The 18,732-nt window shown below is 62.9% G+C and carries 12 protein-coding genes; 3 read left to right on the forward strand and 9 right to left on the reverse strand.

Annotation, left to right across the window (positions count from 1 at the left end; all coding sequences use genetic code 11):
* Positions 1-107: 107 nt before the first annotated feature.
* The gene (locus tag APH35_RS00830) at positions 108-4,397 is read right to left on the reverse strand and encodes a DEAD/DEAH box helicase (RefSeq protein ID WP_060514047.1); all 4,290 of its coding nucleotides are present in this window, start codon (positions 4,395-4,397) and stop codon (positions 108-110) included.
* Positions 4,398-4,560: 163 nt separating this feature from the next.
* Between APH35_RS00830 and APH35_RS00835 the strand changes: the two genes are divergently transcribed.
* Positions 4,561-4,974, forward strand: a complete 414-nt coding sequence (locus APH35_RS00835) for an NUDIX hydrolase (RefSeq protein ID WP_012273905.1) — start codon at positions 4,561-4,563, stop codon at positions 4,972-4,974.
* On the opposite strand, the gene metR is transcribed toward APH35_RS00835, so the two are convergent.
* Positions 4,958-5,875: a transcriptional regulator MetR gene (gene metR, locus APH35_RS00840; protein ID WP_012273904.1), complete on the reverse strand. Its 918-nt coding sequence runs from the start codon at positions 5,873-5,875 to the stop codon at positions 4,958-4,960. The two genes, APH35_RS00835 and metR, sit on opposite strands and share 17 nt — an antisense overlap.
* Positions 5,876-6,071: 196 nt before the next feature.
* Here metR and APH35_RS00845 point away from each other — a divergent pair, with 196 nt between their 5' ends.
* Positions 6,072-7,067 carry an alpha/beta fold hydrolase gene (locus APH35_RS00845; protein ID WP_060514048.1) on the forward strand — a complete coding sequence of 332 codons (996 nt, stop codon included), beginning with the start codon at positions 6,072-6,074 and terminating at the stop codon, positions 7,065-7,067.
* A 20-nt stretch (positions 7,068-7,087) separates the two neighbouring features.
* Here APH35_RS00845 and APH35_RS00850 read toward each other — a convergent pair whose 3' ends face one another.
* The 7 genes from APH35_RS00850 to APH35_RS00880 all read right to left on the reverse strand — a co-directional run bounded on the left by APH35_RS00850 (position 7,088) and on the right by APH35_RS00880 (position 13,960).
* Positions 7,088-7,423 (reverse strand): GlpM family protein, encoded by a 336-nt coding sequence (locus APH35_RS00850; protein ID WP_012273902.1) that lies wholly within the window; start codon positions 7,421-7,423, stop codon positions 7,088-7,090.
* Positions 7,424-7,448: 25 nt separating this feature from the next.
* The gene (locus tag APH35_RS00855) at positions 7,449-8,777 is read right to left on the reverse strand and encodes a sigma-54-dependent transcriptional regulator (RefSeq protein WP_012273901.1); all 1,329 of its coding nucleotides are present in this window, start codon (positions 8,775-8,777) and stop codon (positions 7,449-7,451) included.
* Complete coding sequence (locus APH35_RS00860; protein WP_012273900.1) at positions 8,774-10,678, reverse strand: sensor histidine kinase; 1,905 nt, start codon at positions 10,676-10,678, stop codon at positions 8,774-8,776. Before APH35_RS00860 ends, APH35_RS00855 begins: the two co-directional genes overlap by 4 nt.
* A gap of 69 nt (positions 10,679-10,747) precedes the next feature.
* Complete coding sequence (locus tag APH35_RS00865) at positions 10,748-11,482, reverse strand: amino acid ABC transporter ATP-binding protein (RefSeq protein ID WP_012273899.1); 735 nt, start codon at positions 11,480-11,482, stop codon at positions 10,748-10,750.
* The gene (locus tag APH35_RS00870) at positions 11,479-12,150 is read right to left on the reverse strand and encodes an amino acid ABC transporter permease (RefSeq protein WP_012273898.1); all 672 of its coding nucleotides are present in this window, start codon (positions 12,148-12,150) and stop codon (positions 11,479-11,481) included. The genes APH35_RS00865 and APH35_RS00870 overlap by 4 nt, the downstream gene beginning before the upstream one ends.
* A complete protein-coding gene (locus APH35_RS00875; protein ID WP_012051388.1) occupies positions 12,151-12,897 on the reverse strand; it encodes an amino acid ABC transporter permease in 747 nt (248 codons plus the stop codon).
* 145 nt (positions 12,898-13,042) lie between these two features.
* Complete coding sequence (locus APH35_RS00880; protein WP_012273897.1) at positions 13,043-13,960, reverse strand: glutamate/aspartate ABC transporter substrate-binding protein; 918 nt, start codon at positions 13,958-13,960, stop codon at positions 13,043-13,045.
* Positions 13,961-14,298: 338 nt separating this feature from the next.
* On the opposite strand from APH35_RS00880, the gene APH35_RS00885 reads away from it, so the two are divergent.
* A complete protein-coding gene (locus APH35_RS00885; protein WP_060514049.1) occupies positions 14,299-18,678 on the forward strand; it encodes an NEL-type E3 ubiquitin ligase domain-containing protein in 4,380 nt (1,459 codons plus the stop codon).
* Positions 18,679-18,732 lie beyond the last annotated feature (54 nt).

The raw sequence follows: 18,732 nt of genomic DNA on the forward strand, positions 1-18,732 counted from the left end.
CAGGCTCAGGGCCTGGGGGCAAACCCCGACCATAGCCAAGTTGTCAGGCGCTGCAAATTAAAATCGGGGTAGCGAAAATCATTCGCGCAAGGTCCCTGGTCTGGCACTTACCTCTTTGGGCGTGTTTCGCGCAGCAGTATCTGCCGCCAGTTGTCCTGCTCTTGTGCGGGTGCGTCGACCAGAAATGAACAACGCCCGGTTACCTGAACCGCCACCGGTACCCCGTCGCGATACAGCAGGCGGTTACCACTCACCGCTGGCACTTTCGCTCCGGGCAGCAGCGAGCCGACAAGGTTCAGCGGGTCGCCGGCACTGATTACCTGCAGCGCTGCGTCTGGTTCACGTCGCCTGACCTGCCGCAGCAACCCCACCGCCTCCGGCAGGGCGAACTGTTCACCAGCCAGCCCGGCAATGAAGCGCCCGCCACGGACCTCGCCCCGCGCCTCCAGCCGGTGATAGCAGCGCAGCAGCTCACGCCACGGCGGCAATACATCACTCTCGCGCTCCAGCAGCCGCCAGCAGATAACGCCATAGCGGTGCAGCAGGGTGCGGGCAATGTGCTCCAGGCGCTGTTCGTGATCCGGTGGTGTATCGCTGCGGCGCAGCAGTGCCCAACGCCCGGCATGCGCCATGCTGCTGGAAAGCGGCGGATGTCCACGGCGGCCGTTGCGTGACCTGCGCTTGGCCGCAGGCGTGATCAGGCTGCGCAGGCCGGTGAAACTGTCCGCACCGACCAGGCCTGACCCCACCAACTCTTGCAGCGCAGTTTCCAGCTCGCTGGGCAGCAGGCGTGCCTCCTGCGCCAGTTCATCGAAGAACAGCGCACCCTGGCTTTTCAGTGTTTCGTGTACACGTTGCGCGCGCAGGCCGAGGGTATCGACTGCAGGCACGGGCGCCAGACTGCGCCAGGTATTCAGTTGGTCGCGCGGCAGCAGTACCAATGGCGTACTGGCCAGCGTGCTGCTTGCTACCGTTGCCGCCAACCTGCTCCAGGCAAACTGCCCGCTGCGGCAGGCATCGTCGAGCCAATGCGGGCTGTAGCCGTCGATGCGCGCTGGCAGCAGCTCCGCCTCCCAGGCGCCGGCGGCGCAGGGGAACCCCTGCAACTGGCCCAGCACTTGGGCCACCGCCTGCGGGCCACGCAGGCGCTCGTCAGGCGCCAGGTGCTGCCAGTCGAACAGAAAACGCATGAAGTCCTGCAGGCTGACCGGTTCGATCTCGCGACGCAGGCGTTTGACCGTGTAGCGGTGGATGCGCGCCAGCAAATGGCGCTCGCACCATTGCAGGTCAGTTGCGCCGGGGGTGAAATACCCGCGCAGCACGTAGCCTTCAGCTTCCAGGCGGGCCAACGCGTGCTCGATATCGATTGCCGATTTGCCCAATGGCGCAGCGATCTGTGCCTGGGTCTGCGGGCCATGGCCGCTCAGGCGGGCGCGCAGCAGCTCGCTCAGTGCACTGTCCGGGTCGATGGGCTGATCAAAGCCAGCGAGCAGTTCGAGCGCTGGCTCCAGGTGTGCTGCCGGGTACAGTGCCAGCAGCAGGTTCAGCCGCTCGCGGGCCAGCCAGAGGTTGTCATCAGCTAGGCGCAAGGCGCGCCCGGCCTTGGCCAGTTGCCTTAGCAGCAGGTCCCAGCTGGGGTTGGCCGCGACCTCGGCTTGGCTGATGGCGCCCAGGCTCATCAACGCTTCGTGCATTTCATCGCTATTGCCCGGCTGTGGCCAGGCCTCGGCCGCTACGGCAGCAATGGCATCCGCGTCCAGCGCGCCCAGGTCATCGCCACTGTGTACATCGTTCCAGCGCCGGTTGAGCACCGCCTGGGTGCGGCGTTCTTCCAGGGGGGCATCGTCCAGAAAAGCATACGGCCGCGCGTTGAGAATGGCTGAAGCGAGGGGCGAAGGGGTGGGCAGGTCGCGGCATAGCAAGCGCACTTCGCCGCTTTCCATGCGCCGTAACAGGGCTAGCCAGCCTTCGCTGTCCATCGCCTCGTGCAGGCAGTCGTCGAGGGTTTGCTCGACCAGCGGGTGGTCGGGAATCTGCCGCTCGCCGGGGATGTTTTCCAGGCAGGCGATCTGGTCGGGGAACACCGCGGCAATCAGGTCTTCACTCTTCATTCGCTGGATCTGTGGTGCCACTTTGCGCCCGCCCACGAAGCGTGGCAGGGCCATGGCGACACCCGCGTTCCAGCGCCAGCGCACACCAAACAGCGGCGCGTCCAGCAGGGCCTGGATGAGGATAGGCTCGGCGCTGCGGCTATTGAGGTAGCGCCACACTTCGTCCAGTTCGAAGCTGTGGCTGGTGGACAGCGACAGCACGATGGCGTCTTCGCTGGCGGCTGCCTGCAGCTCGAAGTTGAAGGTGCGGCAAAAGCGCTTGCGCAGGGCCAGGCCCCAGGCGCGGTTGATGCGGCTGCCGTATGGTGAATGGATGATCAGTTGGGTCCCGCCGGACTCATCGAAAAAACGCTCCATTACCAGGGTGTCCTGCGAGGGCAGGGCGCCAAGCACTTCGCGGGTGCGGGCCAGGTAGTCGAGCAACTGCCCGGCGCTGTCCTCGCCCAGTCCGAAGGTAGCCTGCAACCATGTCAGTACCTCGGCCATGTCGCTGCCGGCCTGTGCCAGTCGCTGGTCGATCCGCGCCTGCAGGCGGGCCACGGCGGCAGACAGTTCGTCACTGCGCCCCGGCGCTTCGCCCAGCCAGAACGGAATGGTAGGTGGCAGGCCATGGGCATCCTCCACTCTTACCCGACCCGGTTCGACGCGCAGAATGCGGTAGGAGGCATTGCCCAGCTGAAAGATATCGCCGGCAATGCTCTCCACGGCAAAGTCTTCATTGACGCTGCCGATGTTCAGCGCCTGCGGTTCCAGCAACACGGTGTAGTCGGCGTTGTCGGGGATAGTGCCGCCGCTGGTCAGCGCCGTCAGCTGGCTGCCACGCCGGCCACGCAAGGTACCGCTGACCGCATCGCGGTGCAGGTAGGCGCTGCGTACTCCCAGGCGGCCGTTGTAGCCTTCGGCGAGCATGCGTAGCAGGGCTTGATAGTGGTCCTGGTCAAGCTCGGCATAAGGCGTGGCCTGACGCAGGCAATCCAGCAGTGCCTGTTCGTGCCAGGCCTGGTTGCTGGCTTCGGCGACGATCTGCTGGGCCAGCACATCCAGCGGTGCACGGGGGATGTGCAGTTCGTCCAGCTCGCCCTGGCGCACGCTGTCGAGCAGGGCAACGCATTCGATCAAGTCATCGCGAGAGGTGGGGAACAAGCGCCCCTTGGGCACACCATCGACCTGGTGGCCGGCGCGGCCAACCCGTTGCAGGAAGGCGGCAATCGAGCCCGGCGAGGCGATCTGGCAGACCAGGTCGACATCGCCGATATCAATGCCCAGCTCCAGCGATGCGGTCGCGACCAGCACCTGAAGCTGGCCGCGCTTGAGCCGCTGCTCCGCATCCAGGCGCAGTTCTTTGGACAAGCTGCCATGGTGCGCGGCAACCGCTTCTTTGCCCAACCGGTCGCTGAGGTGGCGGGTGATGCGCTCTGCCAGGCGCCGGGTATTGACGAATACCAGTGTGGTGCGATGTTCACGGGCAAGGGTGGCCAGGCGGTCGTAGACCAGGCCCCAGACATCGGTGGCCATCACCGCACCCAGCGGTACCGGCGGCACTTCGATGGCCAGGTCGCGCTTGCGCGCATGGCCGACATCGACAATGGCGCAGGGGCGCCCGCTACCGACCAGAAACTGCGCCACCCGTTCTACCGGGCGTTGCGTGGCGGACAGGCCGATACGCCGCAGTGGCTGGCGGCACAAGGCCTGCAGGCGCTCCAGGGTAAGTGCCAGGTGGGCGCCGCGTTTGTTGCCAGCCAGGGCGTGGATTTCGTCGACGATTACCGTGTGCACGTTGGCCAGGCCTTCGCGGCCAGACGCCGAGCCCATCAACACGTAAAGCGATTCGGGAGTGGTCACCAGGATGTGCGGGGCCAGCTTGCGCATGGCGGCGCGTTCCTTCTGCGGCGTGTCGCCGGTGCGCACCGCCGTGGTGATGCGTGGCGCGTTCAGGCCTTGCTCCGCGAGGGCCTGGCTGATGCCTTCGAGCGGGGCCTGCAGGTTCAGGCGAATGTCATTGGACAGGGCTTTGAGCGGTGATACGTAGACGACTTGGGTCTGTGCTGGCAGTTCGCCCTGGTGCTCCAGGCCTTGGCGGAACAGTTCGTCCAGCACGACCAGGAAGGCACTTAGCGTCTTGCCCGAGCCGGTCGGTGCAGCCAGCAGCGTCGATTGGCCCGCATGAATCAGCGGCCAAGCCTGTGCCTGGGCATCGGTGACCGTGGCGAAATGGCGACGAAACCAGGTGCATACGGCAGGGTGGAACAGCTCGAGCACCGGGTGGTATTTGGCGGGCAGGTTCATCTGTTGGTTATGGCGGGTGTGTGGCGGGTTGGTAAGGGGCCGTTCGTCTGCCAGGCCAGCAAGAACCTGTGTTGCGAAGCGGCCGGTACAGGAATGACTGGCCTTGTCAGGCCAAGGGCCCCATGGGATCCTCCCCGGCCATAGTTTCCAGCGAGCCCACCCCATGCCCAACACCATCCGCATCGCCGCCGCCCTGCTGATCGACCCTCTGGGCCGTACCCTGCTGGTACGCAAGCGTGGCACCGAGGCCTTCATGCAGCCCGGTGGCAAGATCGATGCCGGTGAAACGCCGGTGCAGGCTCTGGTGCGCGAGTTGCACGAGGAACTGGGCCTGCACATCGACCCGGCCCAGGTCGTGCACCTGGGCCAGTTCAGCGCGCCAGCCGCCAACGAGCCAGGTTTTGAAGTGCAGGCCGAACTGTTCCGTGTCGACAGCGCCGCAGCCGTGGTTCCGGCTGCTGAAATCGAGGAGGTGGTGTGGCTGGCCGCCGATCAGGCGCCCGTCATGCCACTGGCGCCCCTGACCCGCGACCTGATCCTGCCGCTGTACCGTCAGGTACTCAACGCACCGCGCTGACGCCATCGAGGGTGGCGAACGAGGTGTCCTTGGCCGTCAGCAAGAAGTCGCGCATGTACGGCGCATCGAGCATGTCGGTGCGCACGGCGGCATAAAGCGTGGCAAACAGGCCTTTTTCGCCCAGGCGCTTGCCCTTCACATAGCCGCGCGAACTGTACTCGTGCAGCGCCCAATGCGGCATGCCGCACACCCCACGGCCGCTGGCCACCAGCTGCATCATCATTACCGTCAGCTCCGAGGTACGCACGGCGGCTGGCTCGATATCGGCCGGTTCCAGGAAGCGGGTGAAGATGTCCAGGCGGTCGCGTTCCACCGGGTAGGTGATCAACGTCTGGTCGAGCAGATCTTGCGGCACCATGTATGGCTTGCTCGCCAGCGGGTGCTGGTTGGCCACCGCCAGCATCGCCTCGTAGGTGAACAGCGGCACATAAGTGATGCCTGCCAGGTCCACCGGGTCGGAGGTCACCACCAGGTCAAGATCGCCGCGCGCCAGGGCCGGCAACGGGGCAAAGGCGAAACCGGAGGCCAGGTCCAGCTCCACTTCCGGCCAAGCATCGCGGAACTGGTCGATGGTCGGCATCAGCCACTGGAAGCAGCTGTGGCATTCGATGGCCATGTGCAGGCGCCCGGCAGTGCCACCGGCCAGCCGCGCGATGTCACGCTCGGCGCCGCGCAGCAGCGGCAGGGTGGCATCGGCCAGTTGCAGCAGGCGCAGCCCGGCGCTGGTGAAGCGAATCGGCTTGGTCTTGCGTACGAAAATGGGCAGGCCCAGGCGCTCTTCCAGCTCCTTGAACTGGTGCGACAGTGCCGACTGGGTCAGGTGCAGGCGCTCGGCGGCCTCCACCAGGCTGTCGGCTTCGCGCAGGGCATGAAGGGTTTTCAGGTGACGGATCTCCAGCACAGCTGACTCCGGGGTGTGGATTTGAGGAAACAGGGAATGAGTTGAGTTTCTCTCATGTTGCTGCGCCTGTCGACTGGGCGATCGGCCGCACCGTCTGGCGGGCGTCATGAAACTGTCACCGAACTGTGGCAGCGCGCCCGAACAGAATTCATCAGACTCGCGCTTTACTGGGGATCTGCATTCTGGTGTTTCTTTCATGCGGGCTTTTTGGCTTTTTCTTTTCTTCCTGTTCAGCGTACCTGCGAGTTTCGCCGAACAGCGTTGTGATGCACATGTAGCGGTGCAGCGTGCCGAACTGGGCGCGGTCAGCCTGGTGTACCAGAGCGTCGGTTCACCGCGTGATCCGGCCTTGCTGCTGGTCATGGGCCTGGGCGGGCAATTGATTCATTGGCCGGACGATGTGGTCGAGGCTTTGTGCCGGCAGGGCTTTCGGGTCATTCGCTATGACAACCGCGATGTCGGCCTGTCACGCTGGAACCAGTTGCCACCTTCGGCCAACCTGACGGTCGAGTTGTTGCGCTACAAGCTGGGCTTGCCGGTGGCGGCGCCCTACACGCTGACGGATATGGCAGATGACGGCCTGCGCCTGATGGACGCCTTGGGTGTGCACCAGTTTCATGTACTGGGCGTGAGCATGGGCGGCATGATTGCCCAGCACCTGGCGGCGATGGCGCCCGAGCGTGTGCGCAGCCTGACGTTGGTCATGTCCAGTTCAGGGGCGGCGGGGCTGCCGGCACCGGATCCGGCGCTGGTGCAACTGCTGGCCCGGCGCAGCGCGCCGAACCGCGAGGTGGCCATCGAGCAGCAGGCCGACCTGCTGGCGGCCCTGGGCAGCCCCGAGGTACGGGATGACCGCGCGGTGTTGCTGCACCAGGCTGCCGTGGCTTACGACCGGGCGTTCAATCCTGACGGGGCCAAGCGCCAGATCATGGCGATTCTGGCCGAGCCGAGTCGCGTCGAGTTGCTCAACCAGCTGCGGGTGCCGACCCTGGTGGTACACGGCACAGCCGACCCGTTATTGCCGGTGATGCACGGCGTACACCTGGCGGCGCATATCCAGGGCAGCCAGTTGCGCCTGATACCGGGCTTGGCGCACCGCTTCCAGGAACCCTTCAAGGCGCCGCTGCTGGGGGCGGTGTTGCCCTACCTGCAGGCGCACCGGCAGGATGTCACGCACATCGCCGGGTTGTGAACCAAAGGCAGGTTGCAGGCTCAGTGCAGCCGCACCCACACGGTCACCAGCACGGTAGCGGCCATCAGCCAGGCCACCGTGGCCAACGCCAGCGATGCTTCCAGGCGTAGGCGATCGACCAGCACATACAGGGTCGCCAGGTACACGAAGTACGGAATGATCGACCACATGCCAAAGGCAATGGTGGTCTTCAGGTCGGCAATGCTGCGCCCCTTGCCGACGATGTAATGGGCGATCAGGGCGAAGGTGGGGAACAGCGGCACCAGCCCGGCGATGTAGTAGTTGCGCGTTTTCGACAGCACCGCCAGCAGTAGCACCACACCAGCGCCCAGGGCAGCTTTGAATACCAGGTCCACGTTGTCTTTCCAGTTTGGGTTGAACTCAGCCGAGGCCGTATTTTTTCACTTTGTCGAATAGCGTGGTCTTGGCCATGCCCAGCTCTTGGCTGGCCTGGCTCAGGTTGCCGCCGGTGCGTTGCAGCGCATCGCTGAGCAGGTTGCGTTCGAATGCTTCCACCGCCTCGGCAAAGCCCAGGCCTTGGCTGGCACCACCACTGGGGCCTTTCTTGAACGCTGGCAGGCCGAGGGCGTAGCGTTCGGCCACGTTGCGCAACTCGCGCACGTTGCCCGGCCAGTCATGGGCCATCAGACGCGATAGTGTCTGGCTGTCCAGTGTCGGTGTTTCCCGGTCGAAGCGCAGGGCCGACTGCTGCAGGAAGTGTTCGAACAATTGCAGGATGTCCTCACGGCGTTCACGCAGCGGAGGCAGTTCGAGGGTTACCACGTTCAGCCGGTAGTACAGGTCGCTGCGGAACTGGCCACTCTGGCCCAGGGTATCGAGGTCGGCTTTGGTCGCCGCGATCACCCGGCAGTCCACCGGGATGCTCTGGTTCGAGCCCAGTCGCTCCAGGGTGCGCTCCTGCAGCACGCGCAGCAGCTTGATCTGCAGGTTGATCGGCATGCTTTCCACTTCATCGAGGAACAGCGTACCGCCATTGGCATGTTCGATCTTGCCGATGCGGCGTTTGCCGGCACCGGTGAAGGCGTTGGCCTCGTGGCCGAAAATCTCGCTTTCGAACAGGTTTTCCGGCAGGCCGCCACAGTTCAGCGCCACGAACGGCTGACCCTGGCGGCGGCTGAAGTCGTGCAGGCAACGCGCGACCAGCTCTTTGCCGGTGCCGGTTTCACCTTCGATCAGTACGTTGGCTGAAGTATCGGCAACGTTGGCGATCAATTCGCGCAAGTGCTCCATGGCCGGCGAGCGGCCAATGATGCGCCCCTCCAGGCTGCTCTGTTCGGCCAGTTGGCGGCGCAGGGCCACTACTTCGCGCGACAGCCCACGTTGCTCCAATGCGCGGCGCACCACGTCGACCAGCCGCTCGGGGGAGAACGGTTTTTCCATGAAGTCGTAGGCACCGTTGCGCATGGCGCCGACGGCCATGTCGATATCGCCATGGCCGGTAATCAGCACCACCGGCAGGCTGCGGTCACGGGCCTTGAGGCGATTGAGCAACTCCAGGCCATCGATGCCCGGCAGGCGGATATCGCTGACGACAATGCCGGCGAAATCGTCGCCGATGCGCTCCAGTGCCTGTTCGGCGCTGCCCACGCCTTCGCAGGCGATGTCCTCGAGGGCCAGTGCCTGTTGGCAGCCGAGCAGCACATGCGGGTCGTCTTCGACGATCAGGACGGTAAGTGGCGCTTGGTTCATGGATGCTCTGCCGATTCGCTAGGGGGAGAAACCAGGGGCAGGGCCAGGACGAAGGCCGTGCCGCCGGTGGCGGGGTGCTCGACGTTCAGGCTGCCCTTGGCGGCGGCGGCAAGGCTCGCCGACAGGGTCAGGCCCAGGCCCAGGCCATGTTCGCCCGGTTTGGTGGTGAAGAAAGGTTCGAACAGGTGCTTGCGCGCCTCGGCGTCGATACCGTGGCCGTTGTCGCGCACCTGCAAACGGTACTTGTCGCCTTGCAGCTCGCCTTCGAGCCACAGCTCGGGGAGCGGTTGCGCGGCCATGGCATCGAGGGCGTTGCCGATCAGGTTGACCAGAATCTGCTCCAGGCGAGTTTGGTCGATGGCCAGTTGCTGGTCCTCGAACTGGTGGTGCAGTTGCAGGTGGCAGGCGCTGATGCGGTTGGCCAGCACCTGCAAGGTAGCCTCCACCGCCTTGGCCAGTGAAGCCTGGCCGCTGTCGTCGCCGCGCCGGGCGAACGAGCGCAGGCTGGCGGTGATGCGGCCCATGCGGTCGATCAGGTCGTTCATGGTGCGCAGGTTGGCACTGGCGGTTTCCAGCGCCCCGCGTTCGAGGAAGCGCACGGTATTGCCAGACAAGGTGCGCAGCGCCGCCAGTGGCTGATTCAGCTCGTGGGCAATGCTGGTGGACATTTGCCCGATGGCGGCCAGTTTGCCTGCCTGCACCAGCTCATCCTGGGCGTGGCGCAAGGTCTGCTCGGCATGCCGGCGCTCGCGAATCTGCCCTTTTAGGCGTTCGTTGCTGGCGCGCAGGTCGGCGGTGCGCTCGGCAATTCGCCGCTCCAGTTGGCTGTTGGCTTCTTCCAGCGCCTCGCGGGCTGCCAGGCGGGTGGCGATCACTTTGCGCCGCTCGTTCCAGGCGATGCCGAGGATCGCCAGCAAGGCGAAGGCCACGCCCACCAGTATGCCCTGCACCATGGACTCGCGACGCAGGTCTTGCAGCGGGGTCAGCAGGGTGAAATGCCAGGGCGTGTCGGCCAGCCGCCGGGTCTGTGCCAGGTAGGCGACTTCGTGCGGCTTGCCCTGGGCGGTTTCGCTATTGGCCGGGAAGGTCAGTTTTTCCACGCCATCGGCCAGGGTTTCCCGGGCCAGTGGCTGCAACTCGTTCAGCGGCCACCAGTAGTACTGCAGGCTGCGCGCCAGCCGTTCCTTGATTTGCGGGGTCAGCGGGCGCACCGATTTCAAGCGCCGGGCTGGGTCGCTGGAGAGGATGATGATGCCGTTCTCGTCGCTGACGAACGCCTCCAGGCGGGCACGTTGCCAGCGTTCTTCGAGGGTGTCCAGGCGCACCTTGATCACTGCCACGCCAATGATCTTGCCGTGTTCTTCCAGGCCATGGGCCAGATAGTAGCCGGCTTCGCCAGTGGTACTGCCGATGCCGTAGAAGCGCCCTGGCTCGCCGCGCACAGCGGTCTGGAAGTAGGCGCGGAATGACAGGTCTTCACCCAGGAACGAGTCGGCATCACGCCAGTTGCTGGTCGCCTGTACCCGGCCGTTGGTGTCGAGGACGAAGATGGCCCGGCTGCGGCTGCGCCGGTTCAGGCCCTCAAGGTATTCGTTGACCGTCTGGCGCGAGCCGCCATCCGGGTCGGTGAGCAGGTGCGAGACACTGTCTTCCAGCTCCAGCAGGCTCGGCAGGTAGGTGTACTTGCTGATCTCGCTTTCGACCGTGCGCGCGTGCAGCTCCAATTGGCGTTCGCCGTTTTCGCTGAGCGTGCGGATGCCGTTGTTTTCGCTTATCAGGTAGCCGGCCAGGCCCAGGCCGACCATCAGCAGGATGATCAGGGGCGGCAACAGCAATTGACGAATCAGGCGGGAATTCACGGCAGGCTTGGCAGGGAGCAGTAGCGAGGGGTCGCATTTCATCACAGTGGCCTTGTCACGACCAGCATCCGCTGCCCGGTGGGTCCCGTGGCAGCGGACGCTGTGGCCGAATCAGTGCTGCAGGATCTTGCTGAGGAAGTGCTGGGTGCGCTGGTCGCGGGCGCTTTGGTCACCGAAGAACTCTTCCTTGGTGCAGTCTTCGATGATGCTGCCCTTGTCCATGAAGATGACCCGGTTGGCGACCTTGCGGGCAAAGCCCATCTCGTGGGTCACGCACATCATGGTCATGCCTTCGTGGGCCAGTTGCACCATCACGTCCAATACCTCGCTGACCATCTCCGGGTCCAGTGCCGAGGTGGGTTCGTCGAACAGCATGACGATCGGGTCCATGGCCAGGGCGCGGGCGATTGCAACGCGCTGCTGCTGGCCGCCGGAGAGCTGGCCTGGGTGCTTCTTGGCATGGGCGCTGAGGCCTACACGGTCGAGCAGGGCCAGGCCCTTCTTGGTGGCTTCAGCCTCGCTGCGGCCCAGGACCTTGCGCTGGGCGATGGTCAGGTTTTCGGTGATGGTCAGGTGCGGGAACAGCTCGAAGTGCTGGAACACCATGCCAACGCGCGAGCGCAGCTTGGGCAGGTTGGTCTTCGGGTCGGCGATCGAGGTGCCATCGACCACGATATCGCCCTTCTGGAACGGCTCCAGCGCGTTGACGCACTTGATCAAGGTGGACTTGCCCGAGCCCGACGGGCCGCAGACCACCACCACTTCACCTTTCTTGACCTCGGTGCTGCAGTCGGTCAGTACCTGGAAGTCGCCGTACCACTTGTTGACGTTCTTGATGGAAATCATACGGTGATCCTTTTTTGCAGGCGCTTGACCAGCCACGAAGCGGAGAAGCTGATGATGAAGTAGACGACGCCGGCGAAGATCAGGAACTCATGTGAGCGCCCGATGATGTCGCCGTTGGAACGTGCCGAGTTGAGGAAGTCCACCAGGCCCACGGTGTAGACCAGCGAGGTGTCCTGGAACAGGATGATGCTCTGCTGCAGCAGCAGTGGGGTCATCTTGCGGAACGCCTGGGGCAGGATGATCAGGCGCATGGTCTGCGCGTAGTTCATGCCCAGCGCTTGCGCGGCGCCCATCTGGCCCTTGGAGATCGACTGCACGCCGGCACGGACGATTTCGCAGAAGTACGCGGCCTCGAACATCATGAAAGCGACCACGCAGGAGGTGAACGCACCGACCGGCGTGTCTTCGCCGGTAATCCAGCGCAGCACGAACGGCACGGCCAGGTAGAACCAGGTGATCACCAGCAGCAGCGGGATCGAGCGGAAGTAGTTGACGTACGCACCTGCCAGACGTGACAGCAGTTTGCTCGAGGACAGGCGCATCAGTGCCAGGATGGTGCCCAGTGCGATACCGCCGACAACACCCATGACCATCAGCTGCAGGGTCATGACCATGCCGTCCCACAGGGCAGGCAGGGCAGGGATGATTTCGCTGAAATCCATATCCATTTACTTGCCCCCCACGGAGATCAGGCCGGGCACGGCGACTTTTTTCTCGACCATGCGCATGAGCAGCATCAGGCCCATGTTCAGGGTGAAGTAGATCAGCGTGGCCAAGGTGAACGCCTCGAACAGGTTGGCGGAGAATTCGGCGGTTTGCTTGGTCTGCGCCAGCAGTTCCATCAGGCCGATCAGCGACGCCACCGAGGAGTTCTTGAAGACGTTGAGAAACTCGGAGGTGAGCGGCGGAATGATGATGCGGTAAGCCTGCGGCAGCAGCACGTTGTTGTAGATCTGCGGGAGGCTGAAACCCATGGCGCGGGCAGCGGCTTCCTGGCCTTTGGGTAGCGCCTGAATACCGGTACGTACTTGCTCGCAGACACGGGCTGCGGTGAACAGGCCCAGGCAGATGACCACGCTGATCAGTGCCGAGGTGGTCGGGTTGAGGTCCTGCTTGAACCACTCCTGCAAGCCTTCGGGCAGCAAGTCCGGTACCAGGAAGTACCAGATGAACAGCTGCACCAGCAGTGGCACGTTGCGGAACAGTTCCACATAGGCGGTGGCGATGCCCGATACCAGGCGGTTCGGCACGGTACGCATGACACCGAGGACCGACCCCAGCAGCAGCGCGATGATCCAGGCGGTGATGGCGATGGCGATGGTCCAGCCCAGGCCGGTGATGTACCAGTCCAGATAGGTTTCGCTGCCCACGCCGGTGGACTTGAAGAACACGCCCCAGTCCCAGTTGTAATTCATCGGGATTTCCCCTCAGACGGTTGTTTCACGGGCACCTTCGAGCATCCAAGGGCGGCACGCGCCCTCGGATGAAAGGTTAGACACTAATGAGTGGCCTGCAGGATTGATTCGTGCGCTTGAGCACCAGGCCACTAATTGCTGAGGATCAGGACTTCTTCTCGTCCGCGGCCTTGTCGGTTGGCTCGGCGATCAGTTTTTTCAGCTCGTCGCTCATCTGGAACTGCAGGTTCAGGCCTTTTGGCGGGATCGGCTGCATGAACCACTTCTCGTAGCTCTTGTTGACTTCGCCCGACTTGAAGTAACCGACAATGGCGTCATCCACCGCTTTCTTGAAGGCTGCGTCTTCCTTGCGCACCATGCAGCCGTAGATTTCATACGACTGTGGGGTGCCGGTAATGACCCAGTCCGACGGTTTGCGCGCCTTGGCCATTTCGCCGGCGAGCAGGGCGTCGTCCATCATGAAGGCCACGGCGCGGCCGCTTTCGAGCATGTTGAAGGCTTCACCGTGGTCCTTGGCGGAAATCACGTTCATCTTCATCTGCTTGTCGGCGTTCATCGCCTTGAGGATGCGTTCGGAGGTGGTGCCGGCGGTGGTCACCACGTTTTTGCCAGCCAAGTCCGGGAAGTCTTTGTATGCAGGCTGACCGTCCTTGACCTTGGTCAACAGGCGGGTACCGACTTCGAAGATACCGACCGAGAAGCCGACTTGCTGCTGGCGCTCGACGTTGTTGGTGGTGGAGCCGCACTCGAGGTCGACGGTGCCATTCTGCACCAGTGGGATGCGGGTCTGGGAGGTGACCAGGTTGTACTTGACCTTGATGTCGGTCCCCAGTTGCTTCTTCAGGGCATCGACGACAGCCAGTTGGATGTCATGCGAATAACCCACGGGCTCGGGCTTGCCGGCCAGGTAGGAAAACGGGATGGAGGAGTCGCGGTGGCCCAGGGTGATGGTGCCCGAATCCTTGATCTTCTTCAGGGTGCCGGTCAGCTCCTCGGCCATGGCCGGCGAAGCGATCACAGCGGCCGCAATGGCGGCGCCCAGCAATTGACGAACGATACGCATCAAATTTTCCTCGACGTGTTTGTTTTTTTTATGGAGCCGTTGGCGGACTCTTTCGTTCAACGAATACAGAAAGAAGCGTTTGCACTCGGCTACCAAGTGTAGAGCATGAGTCGTGCCAAGCCCTGATTTCGATCATAACGTCCCGCAGAACCTGGCAATCAATAGTTTAGCGGTGGTCATGTAACAGAATTTGCGTCCGAATCCCCGAATGAATGGGTATGCAGTCGTTCGGTAATCCGAACGAATCGACGGGGCGCAAGCTGCGTACTATTTAATTAACACCGTATGACGGCTTCTTTCAGCTTTCTTGTCTGCTTCTCAAAATAGAGAGGCAGTCCATGAGCGATTTCCCCAGGCACGACCTGCCACCCGACTCGGTAGAGGCACTGATCGCCAGGCAGTTGCCCGATTGGTTCAAGCAGGCGCCAGCCGATGCGCTGAAGGAGCTCAACCTTGCTTTGAGCCGCCAGCAGCAAAGTGTCGACCAGTTGGATCGGTTGTTGAGCGCTATTCCTTGCTTGGCCAAATTTGCCGCTCCGCGCCTCGAAGTGGCCTTGCACAAGGAGCACAACCGCCATATCGATGTGCGCTCGACGCAGCTGTGCACTGTGGAGCGCAGGTTCTATCCGAGCAGTTTCCCTATGCCACCTTCGGTACGGACGGTGCGCACGAACGCGGTGCCGTTGCTGGCTGCAGCGATGCACAATTTCGCTGAGGATGAAATCGTGGCCAGGCCGGTTGTCCGCCGGCAGGTGGAGTCGGCGTCAGGCGCCGTGATACCCATTTCGTTCGTGTCGTTCGCCAAGCTCTGCCGTAAGTTGGACCTGGGCGGCCACTACCAAGGGTTGTTGCGAGAGCATCTGTTACCCGCTGACGAGGCGGGCGGCACGCCGGGCCATGCTCGGCGTGCTGTCGAGGTTGTGTTTGAAGAGGCGCAGCGCACGGCATTGGATGCAGCGGTGCGCATCGCTTTTTTGAAAGCAGACATCGATGAGCGCAGCTACCTGCAGATGCTGAGGGTTGTCGCGCCCACGCCGATCGTACCAGCCGACACCACAGTGCTTACCTGCAGGCAACTGTTCTTGCTTGGCAAATGCATCCAGGGTGTGGTGGTGGTCGAGTGCCGTGAACATGGCGGTGGCGCCCCTTCGGGGCTGATCGTCTGGATACCGGGCGACGCTGCTCGACCCGTTCGTCAGCATGCTTCCTGGGCCGCGCTCTACCAGGATTTAGGGCTGCGCTTGCGCGAAACACGGTTTGCCAAGTTTTTCATGCGGTTCATTGGCGAGCGCGAGCGTATGGCTTTCAGCGCCGTGCTTGAACGCCTTCAGGCCCAGACCGCGAAAGGAGCCGCACTGGCACTCGACGGTCGTCATTTTCCTTTGGACAAACCGCTGTTCGCTCATCTGCGGGCCCAGCGCATTGACAAGATCTTCGACGATGCCAGGGTGTTGGCGGTGCCTACCGGAGACGAAGATGCCGCCGCTCGCCGCCGGCGGCTCGCCGGCTATGAAAATGCCGGCTTGACTCTGCTAGGCCTGGCCGGGTTGTTCGTACCCGTACTGGGCGAGGTGATGTTGGGGATTGCTGCGCTTCAGATTGCCGACGAGGTCTACGAAGGCTATCAGGATTGGCAGCTCGGAGACCGTGAGGCTGCCTTGGGGCATGTGTTTGCGGTCGCGGAAAACCTGGCGGTGGGTGCGGCGGTGGGCGTCGCGGCGGCGCAGGTGCGAGCGTTGGTCCCAGTGATGCTCGATGGCGGGCAATTGAAACTCTGCTCCTCTGACATGGCGGCATACCGGGTGGAGCAACCTCCCGGCTTGTCCATGGCGCAAAGTGAGGGGCACCTGGGGCGTTCTCAAGTGCAGTTTCACGAAGGCACTTATCAGATGGCGCGCTCGCAGGATGGCAAGGACTTGGTAATCCGTCACCCGAAGCGCGAGCAGGCATATCGACCGTTACTCGAACGCAACGGCAGCGGCGGCTGGCGCCATGCGCTGGAGCGGCCTCAGGAATGGACGGGAGAGCTGCAACTTCTACGTCGGCTGGCCGCGGACTTTTTTGACATGACAGCGGAACAGGCGACCGCCGTGCTGGATTGCACGGGCTTTGACGAGGCACAGCTTCGTCAACTGCATGTTGAGCACGCGCCAGCGCCTGCACGGTTGCGGGATGCATTCGATCGCCATCGGCTGCACACCCTGCATCCAGCCATTCAGGCAGATGCATTGGAGTTGCTGGTGGCTGCCGCCCAAGAGGCCGAGGAAGTGGAAGACGCATTGATGCGGCGTTCATTTCCGGGGCTTACCGTTCGCGGCGCGAAAGAGATACGCAAGCAGGTCGACAATCAAGTGCTCGAACGATTGCGTTCTACCGGGCGAGTTCCATTGGCCATGGCTGAGCGTATCCGCTGGTTCCTGCATGACAGCCGGTTGGATCGCGCCTGCGCCGGTTTTCGTCAACGACAGGCGGTCAATGGTGATACTGAAAAGCTGGCCATCGGTTTGGTCCATGAGCTCGCGCCCTGGCCAGAAGCGTTGCGCGTCGAGCTTCGCGTGGGCTCGGCACAGGGCACTTTGCTGGGACAAGCAGGTGCAGAGTCGGCAACAGAGGTGATGTGCATCGTGCGAGAAGAGCAGGCCTATCGCATCCATGACCTGACGGTGGATCCTCGCCCCGTAGCCGCACCTACCGACAGCCTGATGCACGCGCTTCTGTTGTGCATGAGTGACGAGCAGAAAGTCGCCCTCGGCGATCCACTGTTGAACGAACAGCAACTGGTCGAACGGCTGGCGGGGCACGCCCGTATGCACCGCGACCTCGCATCAAGGCTAATAGGCCAGGTGCCTATTTCCGGTGGTGTGCGTCCTCCTGTGCGGTTTGCCGATGGCCGGCTCGGCTACCCACTCAGTGGCCGGGCAGAAAGCCGTGGCCAAGCTGCCAGGCGCGGCATTTCGCAGATCTTTCCAACGCTCGACGACGCGCAACTGCAGCAGTACATGCTCAGCCTGGTTACCGAGCGGGTTGACCCGTGGTCACACTACCAAGCGCTGTTTCAGCAATGGCGTGCCTTGCGTGAGGCCCTGGCGGGTTGGCGAGCCGGGTATGCAAACATGCTGGACCTTCTAAGGCGCAGCCGGGTGAGCAACGCGATCCGGCGTTGCTGGCGCCGCAAGCTTAGACGCCGGGGGGATGGCAGTTATGCGCTGGAAATCAACGGCGAACGCGTGGGTAGCCTGCCTGAGCTGCCTGCGGGTATCAGCTTCGGGCATGTTACTCGCTTGGCGTTGCGTAACATGGATCTAAAGAGCATCGACGCTGACTTTTTACGGCGCTTCCCGCAGTTGAGGCAGCTTGATCTGCGCAATAACCGACTGGTATCGGTACCACCGGGTATAGAGCATTTGACCGAACTTCGCCTGTTGCGTCTGGATAACAACCAGATCGTGATGACCCCGGCGGACAGCCGACGCCTTAATGCGTTGCTCAATCTGGAAAGGATAGAGCTCAATTACAACCCGTTGGGCAATGCTCCGCAGGTAAGGCGGTTATTGAACGTGCGCCAGTTGGGGTTGCGAGCGGCAAATATTGAACAGTTGCCCGCAGGCATTGAGCAGTTGCCTTGGCGCGGTATCGCCGACTTGCGTGACAACCGTATTCGGCAAGTCAATCGCGACCTTGTGGGCCTGCGCGCCCGCTTGCAGCAAATGGCGCTGCACGATAATCCACTGGATGAAGCCAGTGAGGCATTGCTGGAGGAACAACCGGGGCCTTCGAGTGCTGCGCGGCACACGGTTCAACACAACCCTGCCTACCGTCATCATGGGGATCTGCAGGCCGAGCAGGCAGAGTGGCTCGTCGGCGCGACTGGCCCGTTGCGCACAGAGCGCGAGGCGTTGTGGAGCAACCTGCGCAGCGAGGTAGGCTCGAATGACTTCTTCAACTTTTTGCGTGATTTCGCACGCGGTCCGGATTATCGGAAATACCCCGCGTACTACCGGGCGAGGGCCTGGGGCATCATCGAGGCATGCGAGCAGAACAGCGCGTTGCGCGAGTTGTTGTTCGAGCAGGCAGGCGGGCGGGCCACCTGTGAGGACAGGCTGCTGTGGCTGTTCAGCCAGATGGAAACGCGTGTGCTGGTTCATCGACAGACGGCGGGCCTCGCCCAGGGGCAGAGTGAAGCAGCTTTGATGAGGCTTGGGCGTTCGCTGTATCGCTTGCAACAGGTGGACAGGATCGCCGCACGCAAACTGGTGTGGCTCAGGGAGGTGAACGCGAATCATCCGAGAAACCTGGAGCGAATCGATGACATCGAAACCTACCTGGCGTACCGGGTCAGGCTGGCCGGGCTTCTGCAGTTGCCAGCGCAACCGCTGCGTATGCACTATGAGCTGGATGCTTTCGTGACCGTGGAAGACATCAATATCGCCAGGGCTGAAGTGCTGTCTTTGGAGTCCACCGAGCAACTGGCGCAATCGTTGGCTGAACAGGAGTTCTGGCAGCATTACCTGCGGGAGAGATACGTTGAGCGATTCAGAGCCTTGGTAGATGCTCATCGCCAAACGTTGGAAACGTACGAATCACAAGTTGAGACCGGCGCGCTCGATGAGCAGACGTACCTGGACCGGTGCAATGAGTTGAAGCGGCTCCTGGAAACGCAAGAAAGCGCCCTTATCAAGCGTTTGACTGTAGAAGCCTATGCACGTTGGCCTCTGTAGCGCAAAGAGGCCTGACGCAGGGCAGCGCCTTTGGCGAAGCCCTGCGACTACGTG

This window comes from Pseudomonas sp. NBRC 111132 (assembly GCF_001320565.1).
Taxonomy (GTDB): Bacteria; Pseudomonadota; Gammaproteobacteria; order Pseudomonadales; family Pseudomonadaceae; genus Aquipseudomonas; species Aquipseudomonas putida_P.

Coding starts and splice junctions, on each gene's coding strand:
- APH35_RS00830 (WP_060514047.1), bottom strand. CDS start 4,397: ATGAACCTGCCCGCCAAATACCACCCGGTGCTCGAGCTGTTCCACCCT.
- APH35_RS00835 (WP_012273905.1), top strand. CDS start 4,561: ATGCCCAACACCATCCGCATCGCCGCCGCCCTGCTGATCGACCCTCTG.
- APH35_RS00845 (WP_060514048.1), top strand. CDS start 6,072: ATGCGGGCTTTTTGGCTTTTTCTTTTCTTCCTGTTCAGCGTACCTGCG.
- APH35_RS00855 (WP_012273901.1), bottom strand. CDS start 8,777: ATGAACCAAGCGCCACTTACCGTCCTGATCGTCGAAGACGACCCGCAT.
- APH35_RS00860 (WP_012273900.1), bottom strand. CDS start 10,678: ATGAAATGCGACCCCTCGCTACTGCTCCCTGCCAAGCCTGCCGTGAAT.
- APH35_RS00865 (WP_012273899.1), bottom strand. CDS start 11,482: ATGATTTCCATCAAGAACGTCAACAAGTGGTACGGCGACTTCCAGGTA.
- APH35_RS00870 (WP_012273898.1), bottom strand. CDS start 12,150: ATGGATATGGATTTCAGCGAAATCATCCCTGCCCTGCCTGCCCTGTGG.
- APH35_RS00875 (WP_012051388.1), bottom strand. CDS start 12,897: ATGAATTACAACTGGGACTGGGGCGTGTTCTTCAAGTCCACCGGCGTG.
- APH35_RS00880 (WP_012273897.1), bottom strand. CDS start 13,960: ATGCGTATCGTTCGTCAATTGCTGGGCGCCGCCATTGCGGCCGCTGTG.
- APH35_RS00885 (WP_060514049.1), top strand. CDS start 14,299: ATGAGCGATTTCCCCAGGCACGACCTGCCACCCGACTCGGTAGAGGCA.